Genomic DNA, 25,412 nt, shown 5'->3' on the forward strand with positions numbered 1-25,412 from the left:
AAATATATTTCTAACCAGAACCATAGCTCATATATCCAACTCATAAAAATTATTTAACCCAATATAATATATATTATTTTTAGGAATATCACATTTAAGGTTTGAACGTTTTTTATGTAAAATTATATAAATCTTCTTATCTTTATTTTCTTCAACCACTTGATTAATATCTTTTAACTTATGAATATCCATCACATCTTTCATATCCTCAAAAGAAACACCATTGACAGAATCTGCATTTATATATATTTTTGCATGATTTAAATTAGGTCCAAATTGCATAATTTCAATTTCATCTACAATTATAACAGAATCATTATTGTTTATTCCATCAATAAATTTACAGTTATTACTACCAATTTCAGATAGATTTTGAGCTTCTTCAAATGAATAGAATAAAGAACAGCTACCCATTATTAATACCAAAGTTAAAAGAATCGCAAATAATCTCTTTTCTTCAATTTTACTAATAAATATTGAAATTGAAAACCAGAATACTGCAATTACAGGAATCAAATACCTATGTAAAAGAACCGGCTTATATGTTAAAGATAATATGATAAGAGCTAAAACTGTCCCAAATGAAGCGAAAATTCCGAATACTATGTAAATATTGTCCTTTTCATTTAGATTCTTATAATAATATATTATGCTTCCCACTAAAACAAAAAGTATTATGATTGAAAAAATCTTTAATGTATCATCACAAGTTATAGGAATCATGAAATAAGATAATGAATCCATAATAGTTATAAATGTAACTGGTTCAACCCAAAATGATTGATGGACTCTGGATATTTGATTTAATAAAATCAAACCCCAGGGTATATAAGAAATGAAAATTACGATTACTGAAATGACCCATTTCTTTAATTCAGAAAACCTATCATAATCTATGTCTTTATTTAAAAGAATGTATACAAACAAAATCAAATAAATAATTACAGAGGATAAAGCTGCAAAATAATGGGTATAAGCACAGCATATAGTTAAAGCAGTGAAGATTATCCATGATTTCATATCTGATTTAGTAATAACATCCTTTAAATATACAAAGGATATTAATAAAAAGAACAAAGCCCAACTATACATTCTTATGAATAAGTACTTATAAAAAAATTCAGGCATAGCAACTACGGTAAATGACATTAGCCCAGCAGTTAACCAACCATATTCTTTTTTTATTTTTGTAAGACTTATTATCAATATCAAAATATATGGAATAACACTCATCATTTTCATAACAAAAATAGTGTTAAAATTTATATTTAATAAAGTTAATATTTTTGTTACAATTTTAAGGATAATGTAATATAATGGAGGATGAACATCATAAGAAGTTATTGTAATCGCATTATTGATTGAATATTTTATTAAACTTAATGTGAAGAATTCATCAATATGAAAAAGGGAATTTGCTAAAGGTGAAAAAATCATGAATATACATATGAAACAACTTATAATAAACAAAATTTTTCCAATGGCCTCCTTTGTTTCAAACATTCAAACCCTCCATTAATAATAAAATTATTTAGTACCGTAGATTCTATCTCCAGCATCTCCAAGACCTGGAACGATATATTTATTTTCATTTAATCCCTTATCCACCACTGCACAATAGATTTGAACGTCAGGATGGTTTGTTTCAATGACTTTAATTCCTTCAGGAGCTGCAACAATGCATAAAAACTTAATTGCCTTTACACCATCTTCCTTAAGCCTATCTATAGTAGCGGATACACTTCCACCAGTTGCAAGCATAGGATCGATAATCATAGCTATCCTATCACCAATTCCATCAGGCATCTTGTAGTAGTATTCAACAGGTTCAAAGGTTTCCTCGTTACGATAGAGACCAATATGACCTACTTTAGCGTTAGGAATTACATTTATGATTCCTTCCACCATACCCATACCTGCCCTTAAAATAGGCACAACAGCATAATTATCCTCATTTAACTTACCGGTTTTCATTTTTGCAAGAGGAGTTTCAATTTCAGTTTCTTCAAGCTTTGCATCTTTAGTTGCCTCATAACACAAAAGAGTGGAAATTTCTGTTACAAGCTCTCTAAACTCTTTTGTACCAGTATTTACATCTCTTAAAATACCTAATTTATGTGTTATTAATGGATGATTCAAAACAATTTCATTCATATTATGTCTCCAAGGATTATTGTTAATATATTTGGAATAAATATGTTAAATAGGTTATTATTTGAAAAATATCATTAAAAAAAATTCAATCATATCCAAGTTACATATCTGTATTTTTCTGTACAAATTACATATTGTCTTTTTAGACCTGTGCATGAATATTCATAAAATTCTATACCCTCTCTAGAAAGCAATTCTTTTACTATAGACATAGTGTTTTGTTCACCTTGCCTATTAAAATCATCAATAATTATTATAAAATCTTCAGCAAGGTTTTTTGGAATTAGCTCCAAAACATTAGACCTGGAATAATCTAACTCTTTACTTACACCATTCTCGACAACAAAACCTTGAGGCCCATCAATTATAACTAAATCAAATTTGTCATCGGCAACAATGTCCAAAACCCCTTTAAATCTAGTATTTAAAGTACCATCTATTGTAACATTTTCTAAATCCATATGGCAAATATGTATATTCTCAGAAATGACCAATTGTTCAGCGAAATTTTCTATCCAAATTTCATCCCCTTCCAGAACAGTTAATTTACAATCATTAAAATAATTTGCAAATTGTGAAGTTAATTTAGTTGTTTGACCCATTCCTAATTCCAAAATATTCTTAGGTTCAGCATCATTTAATATTCTATAAAGAGAGTACATAAATGAATAATTGGCTGCAGAATTGACTAATGAAAAATCCTTTTTAATTAACCATTCTGACTCCTTTATAGTATCATTAAACACGAATGCATATTTTAGTTCATTATTGATTTGCCTATAAAATTTATCATTTTTTGCAGTAATCCTCTTATAATCATTAAATCTATTAAAACTATCTGAAAGAATAGTGTTAATTTTATTACTTACACTATCTAAAAATTCTATTTCATGATCATTTTTATCATTTAATAATTTAATTTCCTCTTTTAAAAGGGAAATATTTTTATCTTTATTTTCTAAATCTTTTTTTAATTGATTTATAATTTCTTTTAATTCTTTATTCTCTAATGATAAAGATTCGGTAGTTTCCTTATAATAATTATAACTATTGCTCTTATTTAATAAGTTCTCTTTAAATGACATTTTTCCACTCTAAAATAATTATTCTAATGAAAGGTCCTTTAGACATTTTAAAATGGTATCCACACGATTATCAAATGTATGATTATTTAAAACTATTTCCTGACCTTTCTTAGATAGTTTTTCTCTTTCTTCATCATTAGCCAAGAAATATTCCAATTTATTATTCAAATCATCAATTGAGTCATAAGTGATTATATTACCTTCAAATAAAGAAATAGCAGAGGGAATTTGATCTGAAATAATAAATGTTCCACAAGCTAAAGCATCAAATAACCTATTTGATGGGAAATCTTTAATTTTCATATCTTCCCAATGGTCATTCAACAATATTTTACAAGATGAATAATTTTTATGCAAATCTTTATTAGGTATGAATTTCCCTTTAATATTTTCCTTATCAATAAATTTTTCCCAACCCATACCATAAACAGAAACATTATGATCAGTTTCCATAACATCTCTTACAATCTCTCTGAAAACACCTCGTGTTACTCCTACAAAAAGAATTTCATCTTCAAGTTCATCACATTCTTCATGGTAGAATACACTTGGATCAGTACATTGAAAAAGAGGTAGAACGGGAGTATTAATTTTATTATTTATAATTTTTGCATATTTTTCAGAGGCTATGAAGGATATATCATATTTATCATATTCTTCTAAACTAACCATATCAGGGTGAGAAATATTCCATAGGATATTAATTTTATCATAACTAGGTCTGAAATCTACTAATCCTCTTAAGACTATATTAATATCAACTTTATCATCTATTGAATACCAATCTTCCCTTTCATGCAAAAGTACATAAAAACCTTTTTTTTCAAAAGCTTTTTTCAACGCAACTGCAAAGAAATAATCTCCCCAATGATTTGAACCTTTAGGAGATGGACATTTTATTGCAATAGTTAAATTGTCATATTCCTCATTTCTTAACTTTTCAATTATTTTAGGTTTAGTGAATTTTCCTAATTTTTTCCCAGTAATTGCTAAATTAGCATTACTGATTTTTAAATCAGCACTAAGTTTTCTATTTTTTTTCTTAAGCGCATTATTCTGTTTTTTAAATTTTAAGTAGTTTTTTTTATAATATTTAAATTGACCACTTTTTGATAATATCTTTGAAAAAAATTTATCCTTAATAAAATCACCCTAATAATTAATGTTATTATAAATTTGTAAATAATCTTCAACCATGGAATCAATGGATTTTAATTGAATATTCTGAATTTGCTTTTGTTTAGAACAATATTTTTCCTGATCCCCAATGATGGAGGAAATAATATTATAAGTTTCATCCATATCATATATATTTATAAACCAACCACCATCATTCTCCAAAACTCTTTCTTCTAAAGCACCTAATTTACTAACAAGAACAGGTATTCCAAAATTCCATGCTTCCGATAAAGTAAAAGAAAATGATTCCGCACAAATAGAAAAAATCCCTATAAATGAGGGTTTAATATTCTTTATATGTTCATATAAATCTTCATAATCATACTTTCCATGATGAATTCCTATGTTCTTTAAATAAGAAGGAGTAAAACCTAAAAAATGAAATTCTAAATTTGAATCTTTATCAATATCATATAATTCTTTAATAATATTAATTCCCTTTTGTGGATGTAAATTTCCAAGGAATAAAATTTTTGTAGGCTCTTCTATAGATGGAATCTCAAATAATTCTTCTTTAACTTCATTCAATTCCAAACCATGTTCAATAATACTAAAATTATTTTCATCCAAATCATAATTCTCAAATAGAATATTTTTTATATAATTTGTTGGAGTTATAAAATAAGAAATATCTGAAAACATTTGAGAAACCATATATCTCCAATTGTAAACAAAAGATTTCATATTTTTTATTTTAGAAATATCAGACATTGGCATGAAACAATTTTTCTCACTCCTTGAGTTAATGCATTTACCATGACAGAACTTCAAATCACCATCTAACAAAGTATAAGCAGGACAAATAAAATAAAGATCATGAATAGATAAAATTACAGGTATTTCCAACTCTTTACATAATCTAGGCAAATCAAATGTATGGAACAGTAAATGATGAATATGAACCATATCAATAGAATAATTTATTAGAATATTAAGATAAATATTGGAATATTCCATGATATATGTTTTTTCAATATACCATCCACTATATAAAGTCCATTCATTTATCTTTCTAAATTCATTGCCAATAAAGTGATATAATATCATATCATCATTATTTGCAGTTAATAAATAAATATCAAAATCAACAGTAATATTCTTTGAAATATCAAAAACATTCTTTGGTGTTCCTCCAGACCCTGAATGTAAGACATACAATAATTTTTTCTTTGAATTAGATTGATTATTTTTTAATGAATCTTTATTTAAAATATAAAAATTTTTTAAATCGTTAATAATCTGATTAGAAAAATCTAATTCATTTCTTAAACTAGAATTCTTCTTCTTTAAACTAACATTACTCTTTTTTAACTTACCATTTTCTTTTTTTAATTTATTGAAATTGTTTTTATAATATTTAAATTGATTACTGTTAGATAAAAATTTAGACATTATTTTATTTTTAATGATAAGCACAACCTTAACTATTTGATTAATTTTTTAATTTTTCTTAGGGGTTTAGTTAATTTCCAGCTTTTTGATGAAAGAATTTCTTTTTTAAACTTTTTTGATGAAGAAATTTCTTTTTTAAACTTTTTATTTTCAGCTTCTAAACGTTCAATACGTTTATTTAATCTTAAATTCTTATCAGAAGCCAGATAATAATCTAATCTTAATTTATATTCTCTAAGATTCTCTGAAATAAGAACATATTCATAAATCTTTTGCATATATTGTGAAAGGTTTGCAACATATTGATAATCTATACTTTCATATTTCTCTTTAGCTAATTTAAAATATTCCTCAGAATTAGAAGGAATTATATAATAAGAAGTATGAGTTAAACAAAATGTATAGTATTCTTCTTTTAATTCTTCAAAATATCCATTTTTCTTTAAAAAGTCTTCAACTAAATCAAAAATCTTAAAAATATCTTTATTTTTTGTAGATGTGTGATTAACAGAAGTAGGATTTACATATCTATAATGATATAAAAATTTGGGTACGAAAGAAATCCTTTTTGCTCTTAACATAGATTTTACATGGAATGGAACATCATCAAAAGCAACCCCCAAATCAAAACGAAAATCATCATACTTATCTATAAATGATTTTTTATATAATTTAGACCATGGGGCAAAAGCAGCATTCATAACATAATGTTTCGCATCATGATAATCGAAAGTGAATCTATTAAAATTTACTCCTTTAAAAACATTATCAAAATCAAAATATGGAGAATCATACTCGATATCCTGCCCATCAATGAATCTAGCTATTTTAAAAATAACCAAATCTGATTCATTTAATAATGCATTTATATACAAATCTTCAAGTGTGTTAGGCAAAACATAATCATCAGGGTCGAAAAAATAGACATATTCTCCAGAAGCTTCTTCTAATGCTCTATTTCTAGCAGAACCACATCCTCCATTTTCTTTATTAATAATTTTTACACGAGAATCTTTTTTTGAAAAATCTTCCAAAATAGCTAAAGAATTATCTGGAGATCCATCATTTACACAAAGAAGCTCAAAATCAATGAATGTTTGACGTAAAAGACTAGAAATTGCCTCTTCAAGATACTGTTCTACATTATAAATAGGAATTACAACTGATATTCTTGGTTTTTCAGGATTTTGAGTGAAATTAACTAAATCTTTTAAATTTTCATTATTTTTATATTTAAAATAAAAAATATCTTCAAAATCTCTTAACAACTTAGAATCCTTAGAAAAAATTTCTCTTGAAGCATTTAAAATATCACTAGCACCATCAGGCCCTATAAAATTAATAAATCCCATCATTTCATATCTAAATAAATGATTAATTTCATCAAATTTTGAATCTTTTAGATAATCAAAAACCATTTTATAATGCATCATATGATCATAACGTTTTTTATACGTATTACATTGATTAGCACCATTAACATAAAAATAAGCATAAACATCTGTAGGTACTGCAAAAATCATATCCAGATTAGCTAAAACTTCAGCTAAAAAAACCGGATCCTGCCCTCTTAATAAATCTGGGAAAAATATGGAATTAGAAATTAAAAAATCTTTTTTATATATGTTCTTATAAAAAGACCAAGGAATTCCATACTCTTGAGGTTCAAATGATTCATAATCTTCATAATATTTAAAATTTGCAAATGGAGAAAACTCATCTTTTTCATTTACTAATTTAATATTTCCAGTAACTAAATTTGCATCATTATTATTTGCTTCCTCATATAATTTCTCTAAAGCATCATCATCTATAAAAAAATCATCAGCATCTAAAAAACCAATATATTGCCCCTTTGCTTCAGTAATCCCCAAATTTCTTGCTTTACCTGATCCCTGATTCTCTTGAGAGAAAACTTTAATAGATTCATACTTTTCAGCAAACTCATTTAACACTTCTAAAGAATTGTCTGTAGAACCATCATTAACACATATTAACTCTTTTTCAATTAAAGTTTGTTTAAGGAAACTATTAATAGATTTTTCAAGACGGGAAGCATCATTATACACTGGCATAATCACTGAAACATTAACCATACAATCACCCAAAAAACAAAAATACATTCATATATAATGATATTATATATAAAATATAATATTTAAAGATTTTTAAAATTTAAAATATTTATATCCATTCAATAAATCTGTATTTTGCAGCATAAAACGAGTTAATTTTTCCCATAAACTAAAATTAAAAGGTTATGTTTTTATCATGTAATAATTCTAAAAATGTATTGTTTGCAATTTCTTTTAAAAACAACAATAATATGATGAATCCCCGCAAAATTCTTGGAATCAACAACCAATCTGGAACAATTCAAATCCTAATTTTTCTATTTTCTTATCATAAATGTTTCTTCCATCAAATATGATCTTTTGATTTAATTTCTCTTCAAACAATTCAAAATCAAGATATCTGAACTCTTTCCATTCAGTGATTAAAATAAGAGCATCAGACCCATCTAAAGCATCATATCTATTTTCAGTAAACTCAATAGAACTTAAATACTCATCATCAATAACTCTTTTGAACTCTGCAGTAGCTTGAGGGTCATATGCCTTGATTTTAGCTCCTCTTTTAATAAGTTCTGAAATTACAATGATTGATGTGGCTTCACGTACATCATCAGTTCCTGGTTTGAATGAAAGACCCCAAATGCTAAAAGTAAGACCTGATAAATCATCACCGAATCTATCTACTACCTTGTTTACCAATACCATCTTTTGATCTTTATTGACCTCTTCAACATTTGACAAAATCCTTGGGAAATATCCGTGTGATTGGGATGTGTTTATTAAAGCTTGAACATCCTTTGGGAAACAGCTTCCACCATATCCACAACCTGCATAAATGAAATCATAACCTATTCTTCTGTCTGAACCTATTCCTAAGCGCACTTTCTGAACATTTGCACCGGTAACCTCACAAATATTAGCTATTTCATTCATAAAAGATATTTTAGTAGCAAGCATTGCATTGGCAACATATTTAGTCATTTCAGCAGATTTTATATCCATCAATACAAACCTATCATGATTAAGAACAAATGACTGGTACAAATCCTTTAAAGTCTCAAAAACTTCATCATCTTCAGCACCAATAACCACACGATCAGGATGCATGCAATCCTCAATAGCCCTTCCCTCTTTTAGGAATTCCGGATTTGATGCAATGCTGATTTTAACAGGAGAATTGTTTTCCTTGAGTATGCATTCGATATGATTCTTAACCTTATAACCAGTACCTATAGGAACAGTTGACTTAATAACAACCAAGGAATCATGGGAAATGTTATTTGCAATATCTGTTGCAGCTGAGAATATATAATCTAGATTAGCACTGCCATCTTCAGCCATAGGAGTTCCAACAGCAATGAAAATGATATTGGAATCATCTAAAGCTTCCTTAATGTCAGTTGTGAAAACCAAGTCTCCTTTCTCTTGACCATTAATAACCATAGTTCCTAAATGAGGTTCAAAAATAGGCAAGATTCCTTTTTTAAGGTTATTTATCTTTTCTTCTACAATATCTACGCAATAGACCTTATTTCCCATTTTTGAAAAGCATGCACCAGTTACAAGGCCAACATAGCCAGTTCCAATTACAGTTATACGCATTAAATCACCGAAAAAATAAAATAATAAAAAAATTAATTATATTATTATAATATTTGATTTAAAAACATATAAAATTTTTTATAGATTATTTATTAAATAAGTTAATTAAAATTTTAAAAAAAGAAATGAAAAAATAAATAAAAAAAGCAGATTCAGATGAGAAAGTTTTTTAGATTTAAGAAAAATAATAATTTTAAAAAAAAAGAAAAAAAGAGATTAATGAACTTCAGTGAATTCATTATCTTAATGAACTTCAGTGAATTCATTATCCTCTTTTCTTTCTGGAATAAGTAAATTGAGTATTACACCAACGATTGCTGCAAGAGCCATACCTGAAATGGAAACTGACAAGTCACCTTGAACGATAGATAAGGTAGCTCCACCTAAACCTAAAACCAACATGGTAGCTGCTACAACAATGTTCTTGTTGTTGTTGAAGTTCACTTCCTCTTGAATCAAGAGCTTTACCCCATTAACTGCAATGAAACCGTAAAGGAGAATAGCTACACCACCGATTACAGGGTTAGGCATAGCTGCAAGAAGTGCAGTTAAATGTCCAGAGAATGCAAAGAGAATTGCAAATACTGCAGTCAAACCGATTACATAAATGGATGCAACTCTAGTTAAACCTACAACTGAAGTGTTTTCACCATAAGTTGTGTTTGCAGGACCACCAATGAATGCTGCAACGAAAGTAGCAAGACCATCACCAAAAAGGGTTTTGTTTAAACCAGGATCAGAAATCAAGTCACGACCAATGATTTCACCTAATACCTTATGGTCCCCTACATGCTCTACCATAGTTACAAGAGCGATTGGAACAATTGTCAAAAGAGCTGCAGGATTGAAGCTATAGTTTATAAATGGCATATAGAAATCAGGAATTTCAAATAAGCTAGCTGCAAAGAATCCTGAGAAGTCAACCATACCTAAGCAAGCTGCTACAGCATATGATACAATAATACCAATCAAGAAAGGAATAACCTTAAGCATTCCTCTACCACGAATAGCTATTACAGCAGTTGTCAAGAATGCAACAAGTGCAACAATAAGGTTATTGATTGGAACTACAGCTTGATCAAGACCGATTTCCTGAATTGCAGTAGGAGCTAAACATAAACCGATAACCATAATCATAGGACCTACAATTACTGGAGGAAGTAACTTGTTAATCCATTCATTACCAGTAATTCTGATGATTATAGCAATAGCCATATACACTAAACCTACAACCATTAAAGCTGAGAAAATACTTGACTTACCTCCAATAGCAAATCCTGCAATCATAGGAGCAATAAAAGCAAATGAACTTCCCAGATATACTGGACTTCTATTCCGTGTAACAATTACATAAATAAGTGTACCTATCCCTGAAGCAATCAAAGCAACTGGAACAGATAGCACAGGTTCGCCAACAGTGGTGTTTACTACAATTGGTACTAAGATTGTAGCACCAAAAATAGCGCATAAACGTTGAAGGGATAATAAAATCAACTCAAAAATAGGAGGTTTATCCCATAAACCATAAATCATATCACTATCATTTTCACTCATTATATCACACTATAAACTAAAGAGTTAATAATTTAATTAATTAATAAAAATTATAAAAAAGAAATAAATTAATTCAAAATTTATTAATTAATTTATTATCAAATTTATATTTATTAATCCCATTATTAAAACTTTTTTAAAACTTTTGAACAGAGTGTGTTTTTCAATAAAATAAATGAATTTTTTATAAAAAATAGTAAGAAAATTATTAAAAAATGAACTATTGATTAATTATCAAAAATAAAATAATGGAAAAAATGAACTATTGATTAATTATTAAATATAAATAATTAAAAAATGAATAATTTTAAAAATAAAAGTAAAAATAGAAAATAAAGATTGTAAAAAGTAAAAGAATAAAGGAATTTAGAATTGAAAAGAATTAATCTTCATTAACAAAATCATCTAAGGATTTTCCTGTAAAATGGAAAACATCCCAATCCTTTTCTTCCGCCCCAAGGGATTTATAGAATTCCTTGCTTGGTTCATTCCATTCAAGACAAGTCCATTCAAATCTTCCATAACCTCTTTCCTTTACAATCTTAGCAAGTTCCCTTAACAATGCCTTACCATAACCTTTCCCACGATATTCAGGGTCTATGAAAAGGTCTTCAAGGTGCATATTGACATTGGCAATGTAAGTTGAAAAGCTTAAGAAGAAAAATGCAAACCCTATTTCCTTTCCATCTTCAAGAGCAAAAATGACTTCAGCTTGATTCTTATCGAAAATCCAATACTTCAATGCCTCTTCAGTAGCTATAACCTCATCTAAACGATGCTCATAATCAGCTAATTTCTTGATAAATTCCAATATTAAAGGAACATCTTTTTCTTCTGCATTTCTAAATGTTAATTCCGGCATAAACAGTCTCCAATTATTTAATGGTAAAAATTAGTTAAATCAAAATATAAAAAATTAATTATCCAATCAAATATAAAAATTAGTTAAAATAACTAAAAGGTTATTCTAACTCAAATAATTTATCTTCATAATCTTCAACAAAATATCTTATATTCTTTCTTCCCTTTGTAATGAAGCTATGGCCCTCATATTCAAGCATTTCCTTTTGATATTCCACTCCTCCAGGATATTTCTGATTCAATTCCCCATCCTTTTTAAGAGTTCTCCAAAATGGTATCTTATTATCCTCTCTTTCCTCACTTGCTTGAGCAGCTAAAGAAATGAAAATACCTGCAGTCAACGGACAAGTAAATTCAGCACCATGTTTCTTTGCTAAAAATTCTCTAATTTGGCCTGTAGTAATCAGTTTTCCCTTAGGAATCTTAGCCATGATTTCATTATACTCAAATGGAGGAGCAATCAGCATATCCTCTCCACCATAACGTTCAATGGATTTCTCATCTGTAACTTTAATAATTTTAGGCATGTCTTTAGAATCGTTAAGTTTTTCATTAAAAGTTTTTCTCGCCATAATATCACCAATTAGAACTTTTCAGTTAAAACAAAAATTTTTAAAATAATTTAACATCACTTCAAAAAGTTAAAAAATTTATGTGTAAATCTTAATTGAACTTAATGGGTTATAAAGATTTCTACTTGTTCTTATATCTTAAAACTATTATTACTCGACCAAGTCATTCAAAGCATTTTCAAATTTATCGGTGATTGCTTCCCAATCATTTGACTTTACATATTCCCTTCCTTTTTTGGAAATCTCTTCATATTTTCCTTCATCAAGAATCCTTTGAGCAGTCTCTAAAACTTCCTCTGCCTTTTGAACATACTCAATTCCGTTTCCATAACCAAACTCTTTAGAAATTCCAGGAAGCTCTGTTGCTATAACCACCTTTTCCATAGCCAAATACTCATAAAGCTTTATTGGAACGATATCCTGCATGATTTCCTCATCGATATAAGCTGGAAGAAGACAGAAATCTGCAGAAGCCAAAAACTCAGGAATCATTTCATAAGGTTGCTTTCCAGTGAGAATCAATTGGTCACCAAGGTCATACTCCTCTTTAATTTTAACCATCTTGTCATAGGCATCACCATCACCTACAATGAGAATCTTCATGTTATGATACTTTTCCTTATTTTTTCCAAGTTCCATAGCCAATTCCTTCATGCCTGCAAATTCATAGATCCACCCCATAAAGAATAGAACTGTGTCATTTTTATCGATGTTATACATATCCCTTATATTTGAATCATCAAGTTGAGGGTCAAAGTCATTTAAATCAATTCCAGCATCAATTAAAATGGTTTCATTTGGATTAGCACCCAAATCCATTGCCAGTTCTTTAAGCTTTTGATTGATAGTAATTACAAGGTCAGAACGTTCTATTGCCTTGATGTTGACTTTCTTTCCAAATGACTGAAATGTCTTTTCTGGAATAAGTGCATATAGCACATCAATCAAGTAGTATACAAATGGAATATTATGTTTATTTGCAAGCTTTGAAGCGGAATAAGCATTAAGCAAACCCAATCCCATGATTACATCTGGCTTGAATTCTTCAATTTGCCTTTTGATTTCCTTTTTATGAGTATAATATAATGACATGTAGTTTAAAACTGGTTTTTTAATGAAAGAAGGCCTGATTACTTGAATGTCTGCTTCTGGCTTTACTTTGAATACATTGTCATGAACTTCCCTTTTGAACATGAATCCATCAGGATCCTCTTTTGGCCAATCAATAGGATAATCTATAACTTTCACTTCATGTCCACGCAGTACCATACGGTCCATCAAATGGTGTTGCTGATGTGGATTCCTCTTTAACCAGTCTGATTCTTGAACTACTAATATTTTCATAAACTCACCAAATTTCCAAAAAAGAATTATTATTTATTTATATGTAATTTTTTATTTAAATAGATAAAGAATTATAAAAAATAAATTTCTAATTAAAAATTGATTTTCTAATCTTAAATCAATGTTATAACGAAATAAAAACAATATGCCAAGTTTAAATCAACATTAACCTCTAATTTTCCTATTATTTTATAAACAAACAAAGATAATTTAATTTTAGAGGTTTTTTCACTCCATTAAAAAATCACCCATTTTCGAGAAAATTTTGGAGGTGATAATATTAAAATTTCGGTTAAAGAAATATTCCTTTTAATCATTGAAATCAATTCCCAGATTTCATTCAAAGAATTTTTCTTTTACTTTGTCGAAGTTTTGAAATTAATTATCCTCCTAATTAAATAATTAATTTCTTAAAAAAAAACTAAAGTTAGATTTCTTTGGAGTGAATTTCCTCTACTTTATTTAACTAGTTTAGTAAATTAAAAAATGGGCTAAAATGGTTTAATTTAACTTTAATATCTAGCAAATGTTTAAATATTAAAAATAGTAAAATATTAATTGATAATACTAAGTATTATCTAGAAATTATTATTTAAAATATTTTCTTGAAAATGGGATTATTAAAGGAACATTACTTTCCTTTAATAATAAATTATACTATTTTTATACTTTAATTATAATTTTTCTATAGCTTTTTTATTAATTAAACATACAATAATAAATATCTATTCATTTTAAAAATAATAATTGTGATAATATGAGAATTTGTCTTTATGGTGCTGGAAGCACTCAAATAAAATCCAAATATACTGAAGAATCATACAAATTAGGAGAGGAAATAGCTAAAAGAGGACATACTCTTGTATTTGGTGGAGGATCTACAGGGGTTATGGGTGCTGTTTCAAAAGGAGCAATAGACAATAATGGAAAAGTTATAGGAATTGCACCGGAATGGATGGAAGATTTTGAAGGAATCTGTAGAGATTGCGATGAATTCATTTACACAGAATCCATGGATGAGAGAAAAAAGCTATTTTTAAAAAATTCAGATGCTTTCATAATAGCCCCTGGTGGAATAGGAACCCTTGATGAATTCTTTGAAATCATTGTGTTGAAGAAATTAAAACAGCACAACAAAAAGATAATCCTCTTTAATCTCTTCGATTATTATGACCCTATGTTAGAAATGCTTGATTTTATGTTGGAAGAAGGAGTCGTTAGAGAAGAGATTGATAAGAACACCTTTAAAATAGCTGATTCAATTGAAAGAGTTTTTGAGCTTTTGGAAAAAGAATAATTTAAAAAAAGTAAAAAAAATAGCAAAAAATTAATCTAAAAATAAAAATAAAAAAATCAATCATACAATTTATTAACCACTTCTAAAGCCTTATTGAATGGCTGCATACCTGAAGTTAAAAGAACTACCTTTAAAACATCCATCATTTCATCACGACTGATGTCAAGTTCCTTTTTAGCTTTAGAAACCTGTTTTAAGAATGAAGAGCTTTCAGGTTTAGTTGCAGAGATTGCAATAGCTATTAACTTTTGAGTCCTGTAATCCAAAGCATTGGCATTCCAAACATTCTTATCTAAATTTTCAATTGAATCATATAGTTCAGAATCCTCTTTTTTAATTCTGCGAATGCCTTTGCCGTAAAATACCTTTTCACCCATAATTTTACAACCTAAAAAAAAATAATAAACTATTAAATTACTCTTCGAAGACTTTATTAGCTATTTGCAAAGCCTTATTGAATGGTTGCATGCCTGAAGTCAACAATACAACTTTCAAAACATCCACAACTTCATCACGAGTGACACCCAATTCCTTTTTAGCACTCATGATCTGCTTTTCAGTTGCACGGCTGTCTGCATTGGAAGCTGCAATTCCAATAGCTATCAACTTTTGAGTCTTGTAATCCAATGCCTTTCCATTCCATACAGCATCATTTAATGCTACAATAGCTTGGTATAAATCTTCATCTTCCTCTTTTAATTTTCCCATGCCTTTACCGTAAAACACTTCCTCTTTCATTGTAAAAACTCCAAAAAATAGTCTTTTTAAATAATAATAGATAATAATAATTTATTTTAAAAAATATTTAATGCTTTTGTCACTTGATTATGCTAAAAAGTAACTAATACTTATTGTTTTTATCACTATAACTATAGTAAAAGCAATTAAGGTTGGCAAACCTTACATGGTTCGTAACCTTGGCTAATTGCATCAGATCTGCTATTGAAAGTGACCTTATTCTTTTCAGAAATCTTTTTACCCCACCTACAGGTAGTGTAATGGAACTTATGGCTGTTTGCACTTGCTATATAAGATCCAGAATCTGAACTGGATGAAGAACTGCCGCTGTTTGAAGAGCTGTATGAACTTACATACTTTGAGTATCCATCTGAATTAGGTGCCCAATCATATGGATAGAACTCACTTGGAGGAATATACATGACTTCAGCAAGCCCTTCCTTCAAAAGCATTTCATTTAGGTTCTTGCCGTCTACAATGACAACAGCCAAGTATCTGCCATATTTATCTGTGTACTTTGAATCATCAATATCCAAGCTCACTTCCTTGTTCAAGCAAAATTTCTGAACAAAACGTTTAGAGCAGATATAACCTTCCACTCCTCTTTCCGGAGTGTTCACTCCCACAAAACGCACCTTTCCAAGTCCATCGACTTCAATGGTGTCACCATCAGTTACATAAGTGCACAAACCAGTGAATTCCGGCTGGCAATCTGTATCATCATATTTCTTTAAGATATCATCATTGGACAAATCAGAATATTTGGAAAAAGGAATATCATGAGTGAATCCAGTTCCAGTATAAGCTGATCCTGCAGATATAATGGAAAATCCTAAAATAAAAATAATTAGTATGATTAATAAATTTCTACCTTTTAACTTCATATTAATCCCCCTTTATTCAAATAAATGAAAAATTTATTCTAAAATAAATAATACTATTATATTATTGGAAATATATAAAATTTATCTTTAATGGAAAATAAGATTATAAAAAGAATTAATAAAAAAGGAGAAATAAAAAATAATTAAATTAAAAAATATTAAATTAAAAATAATTAAATAAAAAAGAATTTAAAAAATAAATTAAAAAGATAATTCTAGTGTTGAAAATGAAAATGCCTGAAAAGATTGATACAATCATGTTTGCACCTTGTGGTATGAATTGCAAACTATGCATAAAGCATTTATCAGAGAATAACCCATGTCCAGGATGCCTTATTGATAGTCCTAACAAGACCAAAAAAGCATTGAAATGCAAAATAAAAAAATGTCTTGAAACAAAAAGAGTCAGGTATTGTGGCAGATGCAGTGAATTTCCTTGCAAACTCATTAAAAAGCAAGATAAGAATTACAAGAAAAGATACAATTTTTCCACATTAGACAATGCAAAAAGAATCACCTATACTGGAATCAATAAGATAATGTTGGAAGACAGCATTAACTGGAAGTGTGAGTCTTGCGGAGGAATCATAAGCATTCAGGAGCATGTCTGCAGCGAATGTGGATTAAAAGATGATGGTAAATAGTTTACTTATTTCTAAAAAAAAGATAAGGGGAAAATAGAATAAAAAATTATAAATTATATTAAATATTAAATAATATAGTACAAAGCTTATATTAAAAATTCAAATTAAGATTAATAGAATAATAAAAATTTAAAATATATTTAAAATAGTGGTATAAATGAATCCAATTAAATGTCCTAGATGTGGAAAAATAAACGATGGAACTACCGATTTCTGCATTTACTGTGGGACTATCTATGATGAATACAATGCAGAGGAAGATGATTCCAATGTCTTCTTTATTCCTACACGTGGAGGAAAAAAACAAGAAGTCAAACTAAATCATATGCCTGAAAAACTCTCATCCGGAAAAGAAAGTTACAGATGGATGATTATCATAGGTTACTTATTTGCAATATTAGGTAGTGTTCTTGGTTTTATTTTTGCCATTTATCTGATAACAAGAAAAGATTCAAACGCGAGAAAACATGGATTAGTCCAATTAGTTGTTTTAATAGCTGAATTTGCTCTAATCGGTTTCTTGATTTTCACTGGTCAAATGGATCCGAACATTATCTTAAATCCATTCAATACCACAAACATGACTCAAATGTACAATTCAAGTGCAATGAACATGAGTGGTTCCAGTAATTTATCCAGTTTATTTGGTTTTTAAATAAACCATTTTCTTTTTTTTATATGATTAAAATAGCTCTTTTTAAAAAATAATTAAAAAAGAAATAGATAAAAACTCTTTTTAAAAAATTGATAACAAAAATAGAAAAAATAATTGAAATAACTCTTTTTAAAAAATAATTAAAAAATAAAAAATAGTAAATAATTAAAAGAGATAATCAGAACTCTGCATCTCTTTCAATGTTTTCCCAGTTGTCTGTAAACCAACCATAGACTCTTTCTAAACCATCATCAAATGAAACAGTTGGTTTGTAACCGAGAATGTCTTTTGCCTTATCAATGGAAGACAACAATTTGGTTTTAGCATCCCAATTACGTCTTGCCACATAAGCGATTCCTTCAGGGTTTCCAGTTAATTCATTAACCTTATTTGCCATGTCAATAACCCTATGGTCCTTACCGGAACCAAGGTTAATAGCTTCACCAATAGCTTCCTCTTCAACACCCATTGATAAGAGACCATTTACAATATCTCCTACAAAGGTCCAGTCTCTTGTTTCAGATCCATCACCGGTAATAGGCAATGCCTGTTTAGTCATAGACCAGTAGAAGAAGTTAGGAATAACATTTCTGTATTTTCCAGGAACTTCCCCAGGACCGAATACATTGAAGAATCTTGCATTTACAATAGGCATGTCATATAAGTTATGGAAATAATTGGTATATAATTCACCAAGCAATTTAGTTACTTGGTAAGGAGTGTGCAATGAAATAGAAATGTCATGTTCTTCAAATGGCATTTTAGAGTCTAAACCGTATACTCCACAACCAGAAGAGGAATATACAAATCTTTCAACACCAGTAAGTTGAGCATATTGAAGAACTTTCAAGATACCAATACCATTTACCATTAAATCTGTTTCAGGATTGTCAACACTGTTTTGGTTAGCAAAGTGAGCAGCTAAATGGAAAACATAATCAGGTTTCATTTTAAATACTCTCTTTAGCTCTTCATCATCCAAAATGTCCCCCTGAATGAGCTCTACATTTTCATTTGTTGGCACATTCCATTCATAAGCGGAAGACATATTGTCGAGTATAATCACTTTTTCTGCACCTAATTCTGCTAATCTTCTTGTTAAGTTACTTCCAACACAACCTGCTCCACCAGTTACTAATATGGTTTTATCTTGATATTCATTATATTTAGACATAAAAATCACTTCATAGTTAATAGTTGTTAAATTTGTTTAAATTAATTAAAAATAATTTTAACTGTTTATATGTTATAGGATATGTTTTTATTATTAATAAAATTATTCAATATGAAAAAAATTTTAAGGGGATGGGAACAATTAGACGCAATTAACTAAGAATTAATTAAGTAAATTTAATTAAATTTAAATAATAAATAGGAATAAAATAAGATTAAATAATATAATTAGAGGGTGATAGAATGGATCTTGGTCCTGAAGAATTTTTAATTTATGAAACTTATTTTGAAAATGACGAAAATAATGTAAATAGGAATGAAGGATGTTGCAGTACCTTAATAGTACTTGCAGTACTTTTTATAATAGTTAATGTATTGATAGTATAAACCTCTTTATCGTAAAATCTATTGATTATAGACCCTTGATTGTATAAGTCTCTTTAAAGAATAAATGTTAAAAGAAAGGTTAAAAAATGAGTGTATTCGATTATATCTGTCATAGAAGACCTGAAAGAAGCTTCTTTTATAAAGGACGCCAATTTCCTGTTTGCGCAAGATGCACAGGGTTTTACATTAGTGGGATAGCTAGCATAATCCTTATAAAGTTCTTCCCAGTTCCCTATTCCTTAACAACTCTATTTTTAGGAATCATCCTTTTAATCCCATGTGCAATCGATGGATTTACGCAACTATTTGAAATGAGAGAAAGCAATAACACTCTCAGATTCATTACAGGAATTTTAGGAGGAATAGGCTTAATTTTAGTCTATGAAATCATGATAGAATTTTTTGTATTTAATTTCTTATAAAAATGGCTTAAATAACTAAAATTAGAATAAAATAAAAATAGGAACCGAAGAGATAAAAAAAATAAGAACAGGGAAAAAAAATAAAAAAAGAAAAAAGGAGAAATTTTAAATCTAAAGAGATTTGAAAATATTAGCGTCTTGCACGACCTACTTTACGTGCAATAACAAGTTCTCCAACAGAAATAAGGCCTGCAAAGAACTTTTCAAGACCACCAGTTGCCCAAATGGCTTCACCAAATGTGGCATTTTCAATATTTTTCTCATACTCTTCGGCAGTGATTTTTACACCAGTTGTTCTTGTAGAGATTTTAGCGGAAGCTTCCATCAATTCATCCCAACTGACTCCTCTAAGCTCTTTTTCCATAGCTTTGTAGATTTTATTTACTTTAATATCATATAATGAAGACATGGAATCTACAATATCTACAGATCTTGTAACACCGATTACCTGATTTTCATCATTGATAATAGGAATGCTGATTAATTTATTGTTTGAAGCTGCAATAACAACATTTCTTGCCGCTTCATTTTCATTAATGGTCATGATTTCCTCAACAGGACTCATAACATCAGCAATGGTTGTCTTTCCTTCACGTAATCCTTTGGTTATGTTGAATGAAGTAATCCAACCTTCCAATTTCATGTTTTCATCTAAAACTGGAGCGGTGAATCTTCTGTACTCTTCCATTTTTATAGAAACATCTTCGATAGTATCATCTTTTGATACATAAACAAATTCCTTATCCATCATCTCTTTAGCTTTCATTTTAAACACTTCTCCATAAGATTTTAAAAAATCTGTAAAAATAATCCATTATCCAATTTTATTTTTTAAAAAATTTTTTCATTTATTTCTTAATCATCTAAAACTAAATTTAAAGCACCTACAGGACATCTGGAACTGCATTCCTTGCATCTTATACATTTATCATTATTTAGAATAATCTCACCGTCAACAACCTTAATGGCAGAAACAGGACAGTTATCTTCACATAACTCACAAGCTACACAGATATCCTGATTGACATCAATGTGACTGTAAATCACTACTGGACCTAAGTCCCTTTTAAGGTTAATTGCTCCTTGAATACATAAGTTAGCACAAGATCCACAACCGCAACAACGGTCCTTGTCAATATAGGAATACACATATCCATCTTCAGAGTCAATAGCGCCATCTATTGGACATGCCTCTCCATGCTCTTCAATGAATTCTTTAGTTCTAAGAGATATTGCATTGGTAGGACAGTATTTAAGACAAGACCCACAGCCAATACATTCATTACGATTTATGGAAATGTCTTCCATTTTAAGAGTTCTATGAGGAACCTTAATCTCCTTTAATGTATATTCTACAGAATCATCCTCCTTAATGACTGATTCAGCATCCCATACATAAATACATGAAACCGGACAGGTTTGAGCACAAATCTCACATTGCACACAATCTTCACCTATTTTAGCTCTTTTAAGCCAAGTGGAAGAACTGATAACCTTAATAGGGCATTCTTCAACGCAAAGATTGCATCTGACACAACGAGGTGAAATGGTTATTAGCTTTTCCTGATCGTTGAAATCATGAATGTCTACATTAAAGTCTTCAATATCTTCATCTAAATCTACAGATTTAAGAGTGATTTCCCTCTCTAAGGTTTCAATCTGCTTTTTTAGTTTAATTTCCATATTTTTATCCCCATAGATAAAGTTTATTATCAATTTACTCTAATGACCAAAATTCTAATCTTAAATTTCACTAGTTTAAAACATTATTATGTTTATATATCTTTTAAATAATTTAAATAATTTATTATATCAAATAATCTTTTAAATTAAAATTTTTCATAAGGACTGTGTAAACTCTTCCAATTCCTCTAAAGTAGGCAAACCAGAAATTCCAATAGCTTGAACTGATTTTGAAGCAACCCAATTAGCTATTGTACATGATTTAGCCAAATCGTATCCTTTAAGATAGGAATACAGGAAACCAGCATTGAATGAATCTCCTGCAGCGGTTGTATCAACTGCATCACATTCGAATGCAGGTATTTTAACCTCTTCATCCTTCTTATTTATTGCATAAGCTCCAATAGAGCCTCTTTTTACAACCACAGTATCAATGCCATCATTGCGAACATAAACTGCCAAATCTCTAAAGCTTAATGAATCATCATCAGATAAATTCAATTTTTCCTTATAATAATCTTCAAACAATATCTTCAATTCAGCTTCATTAATAAGAAGAATATCAGTTCTTTCAAGGATTTCCTTAAGTTCTCCTACTCCTTTTTTAGCATAAAGCATTCCAGGATCAAAACTTAAGACAATCTTATCTGCCAATAATGGCAACAATTCCTTTTGAGCATTGAATGAATCCCCAACAAATGAGGTGTAATGAAGTATCTTGCATGCATTGACATTCAATGGATTGATTTCATCAATTGTTATCTCATCATTTACACCAGGGTCTACATAAAGAGCCCTATCTCCTGCATCAGAAATGAATCCCAATACCTTACCTGAATTGCCTCTATCTGCATAGATGAGATTTGTTAAGTAAACATCATTGATCATCAAATTGTATTCCAATAAGTCTCCTTCCTCATCATCTGCTATCTTTCCAATATATGATGTTGAGCATCCAAGCTTTGAAAGTCCTATGATTGTATTGGCTGCTGAACCCCCCGGAGATTCCTCTTCACCTTTAATGAAGCTTTCCCCATCGATTTCTGCAATATGTCCAACCTTATAGAGCTTATCTACATTCAATGCACCAAAGCCTATTACATCCACATTGATTGCATCATAAACTATTTCATCAACACCTAAATCTTCAGCAGTTACATTATTTGAGGATTTTGGAATATTCTTATCATTTTCTTCCATTTAATTCACATCGTAAAAAGATTATAAAGTATTATTCTTTCAAAATATCCAATAAATTGGTCTTATGCTCACCTAATTGGCCTTCAAAGTTTCCAGCTGAAATCCTTTCAACACCAGGGATGTCAATTATAGCATCAATAGCTTTTTTAATAGCCAAGTTCATACCTTCCTGACTGGTTGCATTTATAACGATTTCAGGAATATAATTTACCCCTTCAGGAACTTTTGACTCATCACCGAGTCTTTCCTTCAATGAAGGGCAATACGGATGATTTGTACTTGGACCAATTTCAGGGAAATTGGTTTCAGGCTTACTTGCAGCAGAGCATATTCCAAAAGGAGTGCAGACTCCTTCAACTTCCATAATAGTGTCGATGATAATTCTGCCTGCCTTTAAGACAGCTTCTTTTGTGGAACACATATACCAGAAGTTACCTCCCATGATTCCTTCTGCATAAGCAAGTTCAGATTCAATCTGGAAATCAGGAACTGCAATTGGGACATTGATCATCTTTCTTCCAAACTCTTCAATTTCCCATTCATAGCCATCCCCACAATGGCCTACGCTTTCCATCATTCCAATAGCGCCAACAGGATTTTCAGTTATGCTGAATACCCTTGTAAATGGCTTTACAAGAATGTCTTGACGAATTCTGTAGGATAATTCCTTTTCAAATTTTTTCAAGTCATCAGTTAACCAGAACTGGACAATAGCTCCAGGTCTTCCATCAGGAGTCTTATCAGCGTCTACAAAAGCTTCCACACCTGCTTCAACTCTGCCAATGACAGCACTTGGTGTAGCTGTAGCATCGTAAGCTGCTTCCTTTACAGTCAATTCGTCTTCTGCTGTAATCAATGCTCTGATATACATTCCATCAAATGATTCAAAGAATGTATCTTCAACCTTATCATAATTTACCATAAATGTCATCTCATTAGTAATAAATCAATTAAATATATTCTAAATATAATATTAACCTAGTCCGCCAATATCTTTACCACGGATATTATTTCTCATCTCTTTGCTTAACTTAAGCAAATGCTCCCTATTTTCATCTGAAATAATCTCTATGATTGGGGCATTCTTATTATGGAAGACCTTTTCAAACTCTTCAATGAGAGAGTAATCAACTTCAAAGTCTCCAAATGCCTCATCAGGACCCTTTTCAGAATAAGTTCTGATAAAGTCCAAGACATAATCCTTATCAAATCTTGAATGAAGGTCAATCAATATGGAACTTACTATTGTATGGTCAGATATCACTGCAATCTCTGCAACATTCAAAGGATACTCATTTCCATTGAAACTAACAGACAATCCTCCATTATCCCTTGCATATTGCAATGGCTCAACATCAGTTATGCTGTCACCCATGTAGATTATTGAACCTTGACCCAAATCCAATTTCTCAACAATATCCTCAACTGCAATTTGCTTACCTTTACCACCAACAGTTTTCACACTTTCAATGTACTTGTTGATTTCAAGCTTTGGAAACTCATTGAAGAAAATGTCATACAAAACATTGAAGTCATCTTCACTTTCATCACCATGTTCAAGTATGATTTTTCTAAACTCATCAACTTTCTTAAGTTCCTCAATAAATTTTGGTGATTTGACACCAACAGTTTTGGATTTTGCATCAGATTGATTAAAATTAGTAGCCCCATCTACATCAAGTTGTGTGTGATAAGTATTTTGGAATGGGAAATTAATATAATTGCATAGAGCTTCAATATATTGACCATAACTAGTACTAACTATGAAAGAATCAATAAGTTCATTTGCGAATCTGAGAGTGTCATCAGAACCATCAACAAGATAGATATTTTCCCTTGAAAACTTAATCATTTTTTCATTTGTAAGTCCAGCTAATTTATAAAATGGAACAATAAGTTTAAGTGTGTCACCAGCATGATAATTTTCAAGCTTGACATCATCAACCAAGTAATCATCAAAGCGACTGATGATCTTGAATAATTTTCCACCATCATCAATAAACTCATCTGCCAATTCATAAGCATTGTCATTTAATGTCAATGGCCCTTCACAATCTGTGATAAAGACTTTTTTTACCATAATCTAATCTTCCTAAACTTCAAGTGTTTAATTTCAATTTCATTAAGTGTAATCTAATAAAAATAAAAAAAGAAAATTTTATTTTAAAATAAAATAATTTAAAATGATATTATAAGAACTGCCAAATGGTTGAGACTCTTGCTGCATTCACTGGACAGATTCCCTCACAGTTTCTACATGAAATACAATCATCATGATTTACAACAACCTTTCCGTCTTCAACACTTAATGCATCAACCGGACAGTTTTTCACACAAACTTCACACAATTGGCAAGCATGATGATTAATCTCTACAGTACCCTTTCTTCTTCCTCTCAAGTCTCTTTTTATAAAGAATATCTCATGATTCCTATTTGTAAAGAACTCTTCCTTAAGCTTAATTGCTTCAAAATTACAGCTTTCAGCACATAATCCGCAGTATACACAGGAA

26 protein-coding genes are annotated in these 25,412 nt (G+C 29.5%); 5 read left to right on the forward strand and 21 right to left on the reverse strand.

Annotated features, from left to right (window positions below):
- Positions 1 to 27 precede the first annotated feature (27 nt).
- The 11 genes from QZU90_RS02170 to QZU90_RS02220 form a co-directional block, all read right to left on the reverse strand.
- Positions 28 to 1,503: a hypothetical protein gene (locus tag QZU90_RS02170; RefSeq protein ID WP_296855266.1), complete on the reverse strand. Its 1,476-nt coding sequence runs from the start codon at positions 1,501 to 1,503 to the stop codon at positions 28 to 30.
- A 24-nt stretch (positions 1,504 to 1,527) separates the two neighbouring features.
- The gene (gene upp / locus QZU90_RS02175; protein ID WP_296855268.1) at positions 1,528 to 2,154 is read right to left on the reverse strand and encodes a uracil phosphoribosyltransferase; all 627 of its coding nucleotides are present in this window, start codon (positions 2,152 to 2,154) and stop codon (positions 1,528 to 1,530) included.
- Between the two features lie 89 nt (positions 2,155 to 2,243).
- Positions 2,244 to 3,239: a hypothetical protein gene (locus tag QZU90_RS02180; RefSeq protein ID WP_296855270.1), complete on the reverse strand. Its 996-nt coding sequence runs from the start codon at positions 3,237 to 3,239 to the stop codon at positions 2,244 to 2,246.
- Positions 3,240 to 3,257: 18 nt separating this feature from the next.
- Positions 3,258 to 4,079, reverse strand: a complete 822-nt coding sequence (locus QZU90_RS02185) for a glycosyltransferase (RefSeq protein WP_296855272.1) — start codon at positions 4,077 to 4,079, stop codon at positions 3,258 to 3,260.
- Between the two features lie 312 nt (positions 4,080 to 4,391).
- Positions 4,392 to 5,834 carry a glycosyltransferase gene (locus tag QZU90_RS02190; RefSeq protein ID WP_296855273.1) on the reverse strand — a complete coding sequence of 481 codons (1,443 nt, stop codon included), beginning with the start codon at positions 5,832 to 5,834 and terminating at the stop codon, positions 4,392 to 4,394.
- 8 nt (positions 5,835 to 5,842) lie between these two features.
- A complete protein-coding gene (locus QZU90_RS02195) occupies positions 5,843 to 7,906 on the reverse strand; it encodes a glycosyltransferase (protein ID WP_296855275.1) in 2,064 nt (687 codons plus the stop codon).
- Positions 7,907 to 8,164: 258 nt separating this feature from the next.
- Positions 8,165 to 9,487, reverse strand: a complete 1,323-nt coding sequence (locus QZU90_RS02200; RefSeq protein WP_296855277.1) for a UDP-glucose/GDP-mannose dehydrogenase family protein — start codon at positions 9,485 to 9,487, stop codon at positions 8,165 to 8,167.
- A gap of 243 nt (positions 9,488 to 9,730) precedes the next feature.
- Positions 9,731 to 11,041, reverse strand: coding sequence for a uracil-xanthine permease family protein (locus tag QZU90_RS02205; RefSeq protein ID WP_296855279.1), 1,311 nt, complete (start codon positions 11,039 to 11,041; stop codon positions 9,731 to 9,733).
- Between the two features lie 382 nt (positions 11,042 to 11,423).
- Positions 11,424 to 11,903 (reverse strand): GNAT family N-acetyltransferase, encoded by a 480-nt coding sequence (locus QZU90_RS02210; protein WP_296855281.1) that lies wholly within the window; start codon positions 11,901 to 11,903, stop codon positions 11,424 to 11,426.
- A 100-nt stretch (positions 11,904 to 12,003) separates the two neighbouring features.
- Positions 12,004 to 12,474 (reverse strand): MGMT family protein, encoded by a 471-nt coding sequence (locus QZU90_RS02215; RefSeq protein WP_296855283.1) that lies wholly within the window; start codon positions 12,472 to 12,474, stop codon positions 12,004 to 12,006.
- A 150-nt stretch (positions 12,475 to 12,624) separates the two neighbouring features.
- A complete protein-coding gene (locus QZU90_RS02220) occupies positions 12,625 to 13,818 on the reverse strand; it encodes a glycosyltransferase (RefSeq protein ID WP_296855285.1) in 1,194 nt (397 codons plus the stop codon).
- A gap of 757 nt (positions 13,819 to 14,575) precedes the next feature.
- Between QZU90_RS02220 and QZU90_RS02225 the strand changes: the two genes are divergently transcribed.
- Positions 14,576 to 15,115: a TIGR00730 family Rossman fold protein gene (locus QZU90_RS02225; RefSeq protein ID WP_295607510.1), complete on the forward strand. Its 540-nt coding sequence runs from the start codon at positions 14,576 to 14,578 to the stop codon at positions 15,113 to 15,115.
- A gap of 56 nt (positions 15,116 to 15,171) precedes the next feature.
- On the opposite strand, the gene QZU90_RS02230 is transcribed toward QZU90_RS02225, so the two are convergent.
- The 3 genes from QZU90_RS02230 to QZU90_RS02240 all read right to left on the reverse strand — a co-directional run bounded on the left by QZU90_RS02230 (position 15,172) and on the right by QZU90_RS02240 (position 16,737).
- Positions 15,172 to 15,492: a carboxymuconolactone decarboxylase family protein gene (locus QZU90_RS02230; protein ID WP_296855288.1), complete on the reverse strand. Its 321-nt coding sequence runs from the start codon at positions 15,490 to 15,492 to the stop codon at positions 15,172 to 15,174.
- Between the two features lie 37 nt (positions 15,493 to 15,529).
- Positions 15,530 to 15,853 carry a carboxymuconolactone decarboxylase family protein gene (locus QZU90_RS02235; RefSeq protein WP_295607504.1) on the reverse strand — a complete coding sequence of 108 codons (324 nt, stop codon included), beginning with the start codon at positions 15,851 to 15,853 and terminating at the stop codon, positions 15,530 to 15,532.
- 146 nt (positions 15,854 to 15,999) lie between these two features.
- Positions 16,000 to 16,737, reverse strand: coding sequence for a thermonuclease family protein (locus QZU90_RS02240; protein WP_295607502.1), 738 nt, complete (start codon positions 16,735 to 16,737; stop codon positions 16,000 to 16,002).
- Positions 16,738 to 16,964: 227 nt separating this feature from the next.
- Between QZU90_RS02240 and QZU90_RS02245 the strand changes: the two genes are divergently transcribed.
- Together QZU90_RS02245 and QZU90_RS02250 are read left to right on the forward strand one after the other, a co-directional pair.
- Positions 16,965 to 17,381 (forward strand): DUF3795 domain-containing protein, encoded by a 417-nt coding sequence (locus tag QZU90_RS02245; RefSeq protein ID WP_296855291.1) that lies wholly within the window; start codon positions 16,965 to 16,967, stop codon positions 17,379 to 17,381.
- Positions 17,382 to 17,538: 157 nt separating this feature from the next.
- Positions 17,539 to 18,036: a zinc ribbon domain-containing protein gene (locus QZU90_RS02250; RefSeq protein ID WP_295607497.1), complete on the forward strand. Its 498-nt coding sequence runs from the start codon at positions 17,539 to 17,541 to the stop codon at positions 18,034 to 18,036.
- 178 nt (positions 18,037 to 18,214) lie between these two features.
- Here QZU90_RS02250 and QZU90_RS02255 read toward each other — a convergent pair whose 3' ends face one another.
- Entirely contained in the window at positions 18,215 to 19,210 is a 996-nt protein-coding gene (locus QZU90_RS02255; RefSeq protein ID WP_296855293.1) for an NAD-dependent epimerase/dehydratase family protein, read from the reverse strand.
- A gap of 242 nt (positions 19,211 to 19,452) precedes the next feature.
- Here QZU90_RS02255 and QZU90_RS02260 point away from each other — a divergent pair, with 242 nt between their 5' ends.
- Both QZU90_RS02260 and QZU90_RS02265 read left to right on the forward strand, forming a co-directional pair.
- Positions 19,453 to 19,596: a hypothetical protein gene (locus QZU90_RS02260; protein WP_296855295.1), complete on the forward strand. Its 144-nt coding sequence runs from the start codon at positions 19,453 to 19,455 to the stop codon at positions 19,594 to 19,596.
- An 86-nt stretch (positions 19,597 to 19,682) separates the two neighbouring features.
- Positions 19,683 to 20,018, forward strand: a complete 336-nt coding sequence (locus QZU90_RS02265) for a DUF2085 domain-containing protein (protein ID WP_296855297.1) — start codon at positions 19,683 to 19,685, stop codon at positions 20,016 to 20,018.
- Positions 20,019 to 20,148: 130 nt separating this feature from the next.
- Here the strand turns inward: QZU90_RS02265 and QZU90_RS02270 are convergent, their stop codons facing one another.
- The 6 genes from QZU90_RS02270 to QZU90_RS02295 all read right to left on the reverse strand — a co-directional run.
- Complete coding sequence (locus QZU90_RS02270) at positions 20,149 to 20,784, reverse strand: HPP family protein (RefSeq protein ID WP_296855299.1); 636 nt, start codon at positions 20,782 to 20,784, stop codon at positions 20,149 to 20,151.
- Positions 20,785 to 20,873: 89 nt separating this feature from the next.
- On the reverse strand, positions 20,874 to 21,701 hold the full coding sequence (locus tag QZU90_RS02275; RefSeq protein ID WP_296855301.1) for a 4Fe-4S binding protein: 828 nt from the start codon (positions 21,699 to 21,701) through the stop codon (positions 20,874 to 20,876).
- A gap of 156 nt (positions 21,702 to 21,857) precedes the next feature.
- On the reverse strand, positions 21,858 to 22,901 hold the full coding sequence (locus QZU90_RS02280; RefSeq protein WP_296855303.1) for a carbohydrate kinase family protein: 1,044 nt from the start codon (positions 22,899 to 22,901) through the stop codon (positions 21,858 to 21,860).
- A 31-nt stretch (positions 22,902 to 22,932) separates the two neighbouring features.
- Complete coding sequence (locus QZU90_RS02285; RefSeq protein WP_296855305.1) at positions 22,933 to 23,823, reverse strand: formylmethanofuran--tetrahydromethanopterin N-formyltransferase; 891 nt, start codon at positions 23,821 to 23,823, stop codon at positions 22,933 to 22,935.
- 51 nt (positions 23,824 to 23,874) lie between these two features.
- Positions 23,875 to 24,981, reverse strand: a complete 1,107-nt coding sequence (locus tag QZU90_RS02290; RefSeq protein WP_296855308.1) for a hypothetical protein — start codon at positions 24,979 to 24,981, stop codon at positions 23,875 to 23,877.
- Between the two features lie 109 nt (positions 24,982 to 25,090).
- The coding region (locus QZU90_RS02295; protein WP_296855309.1) for a 4Fe-4S dicluster domain-containing protein at positions 25,091 to 25,412 on the reverse strand (322 nt) is incomplete at its 5' end.

This window comes from uncultured Methanobrevibacter sp., from assembly GCF_902784195.1.
Lineage (GTDB): Archaea > Methanobacteriota > Methanobacteria > Methanobacteriales > Methanobacteriaceae > Methanobrevibacter.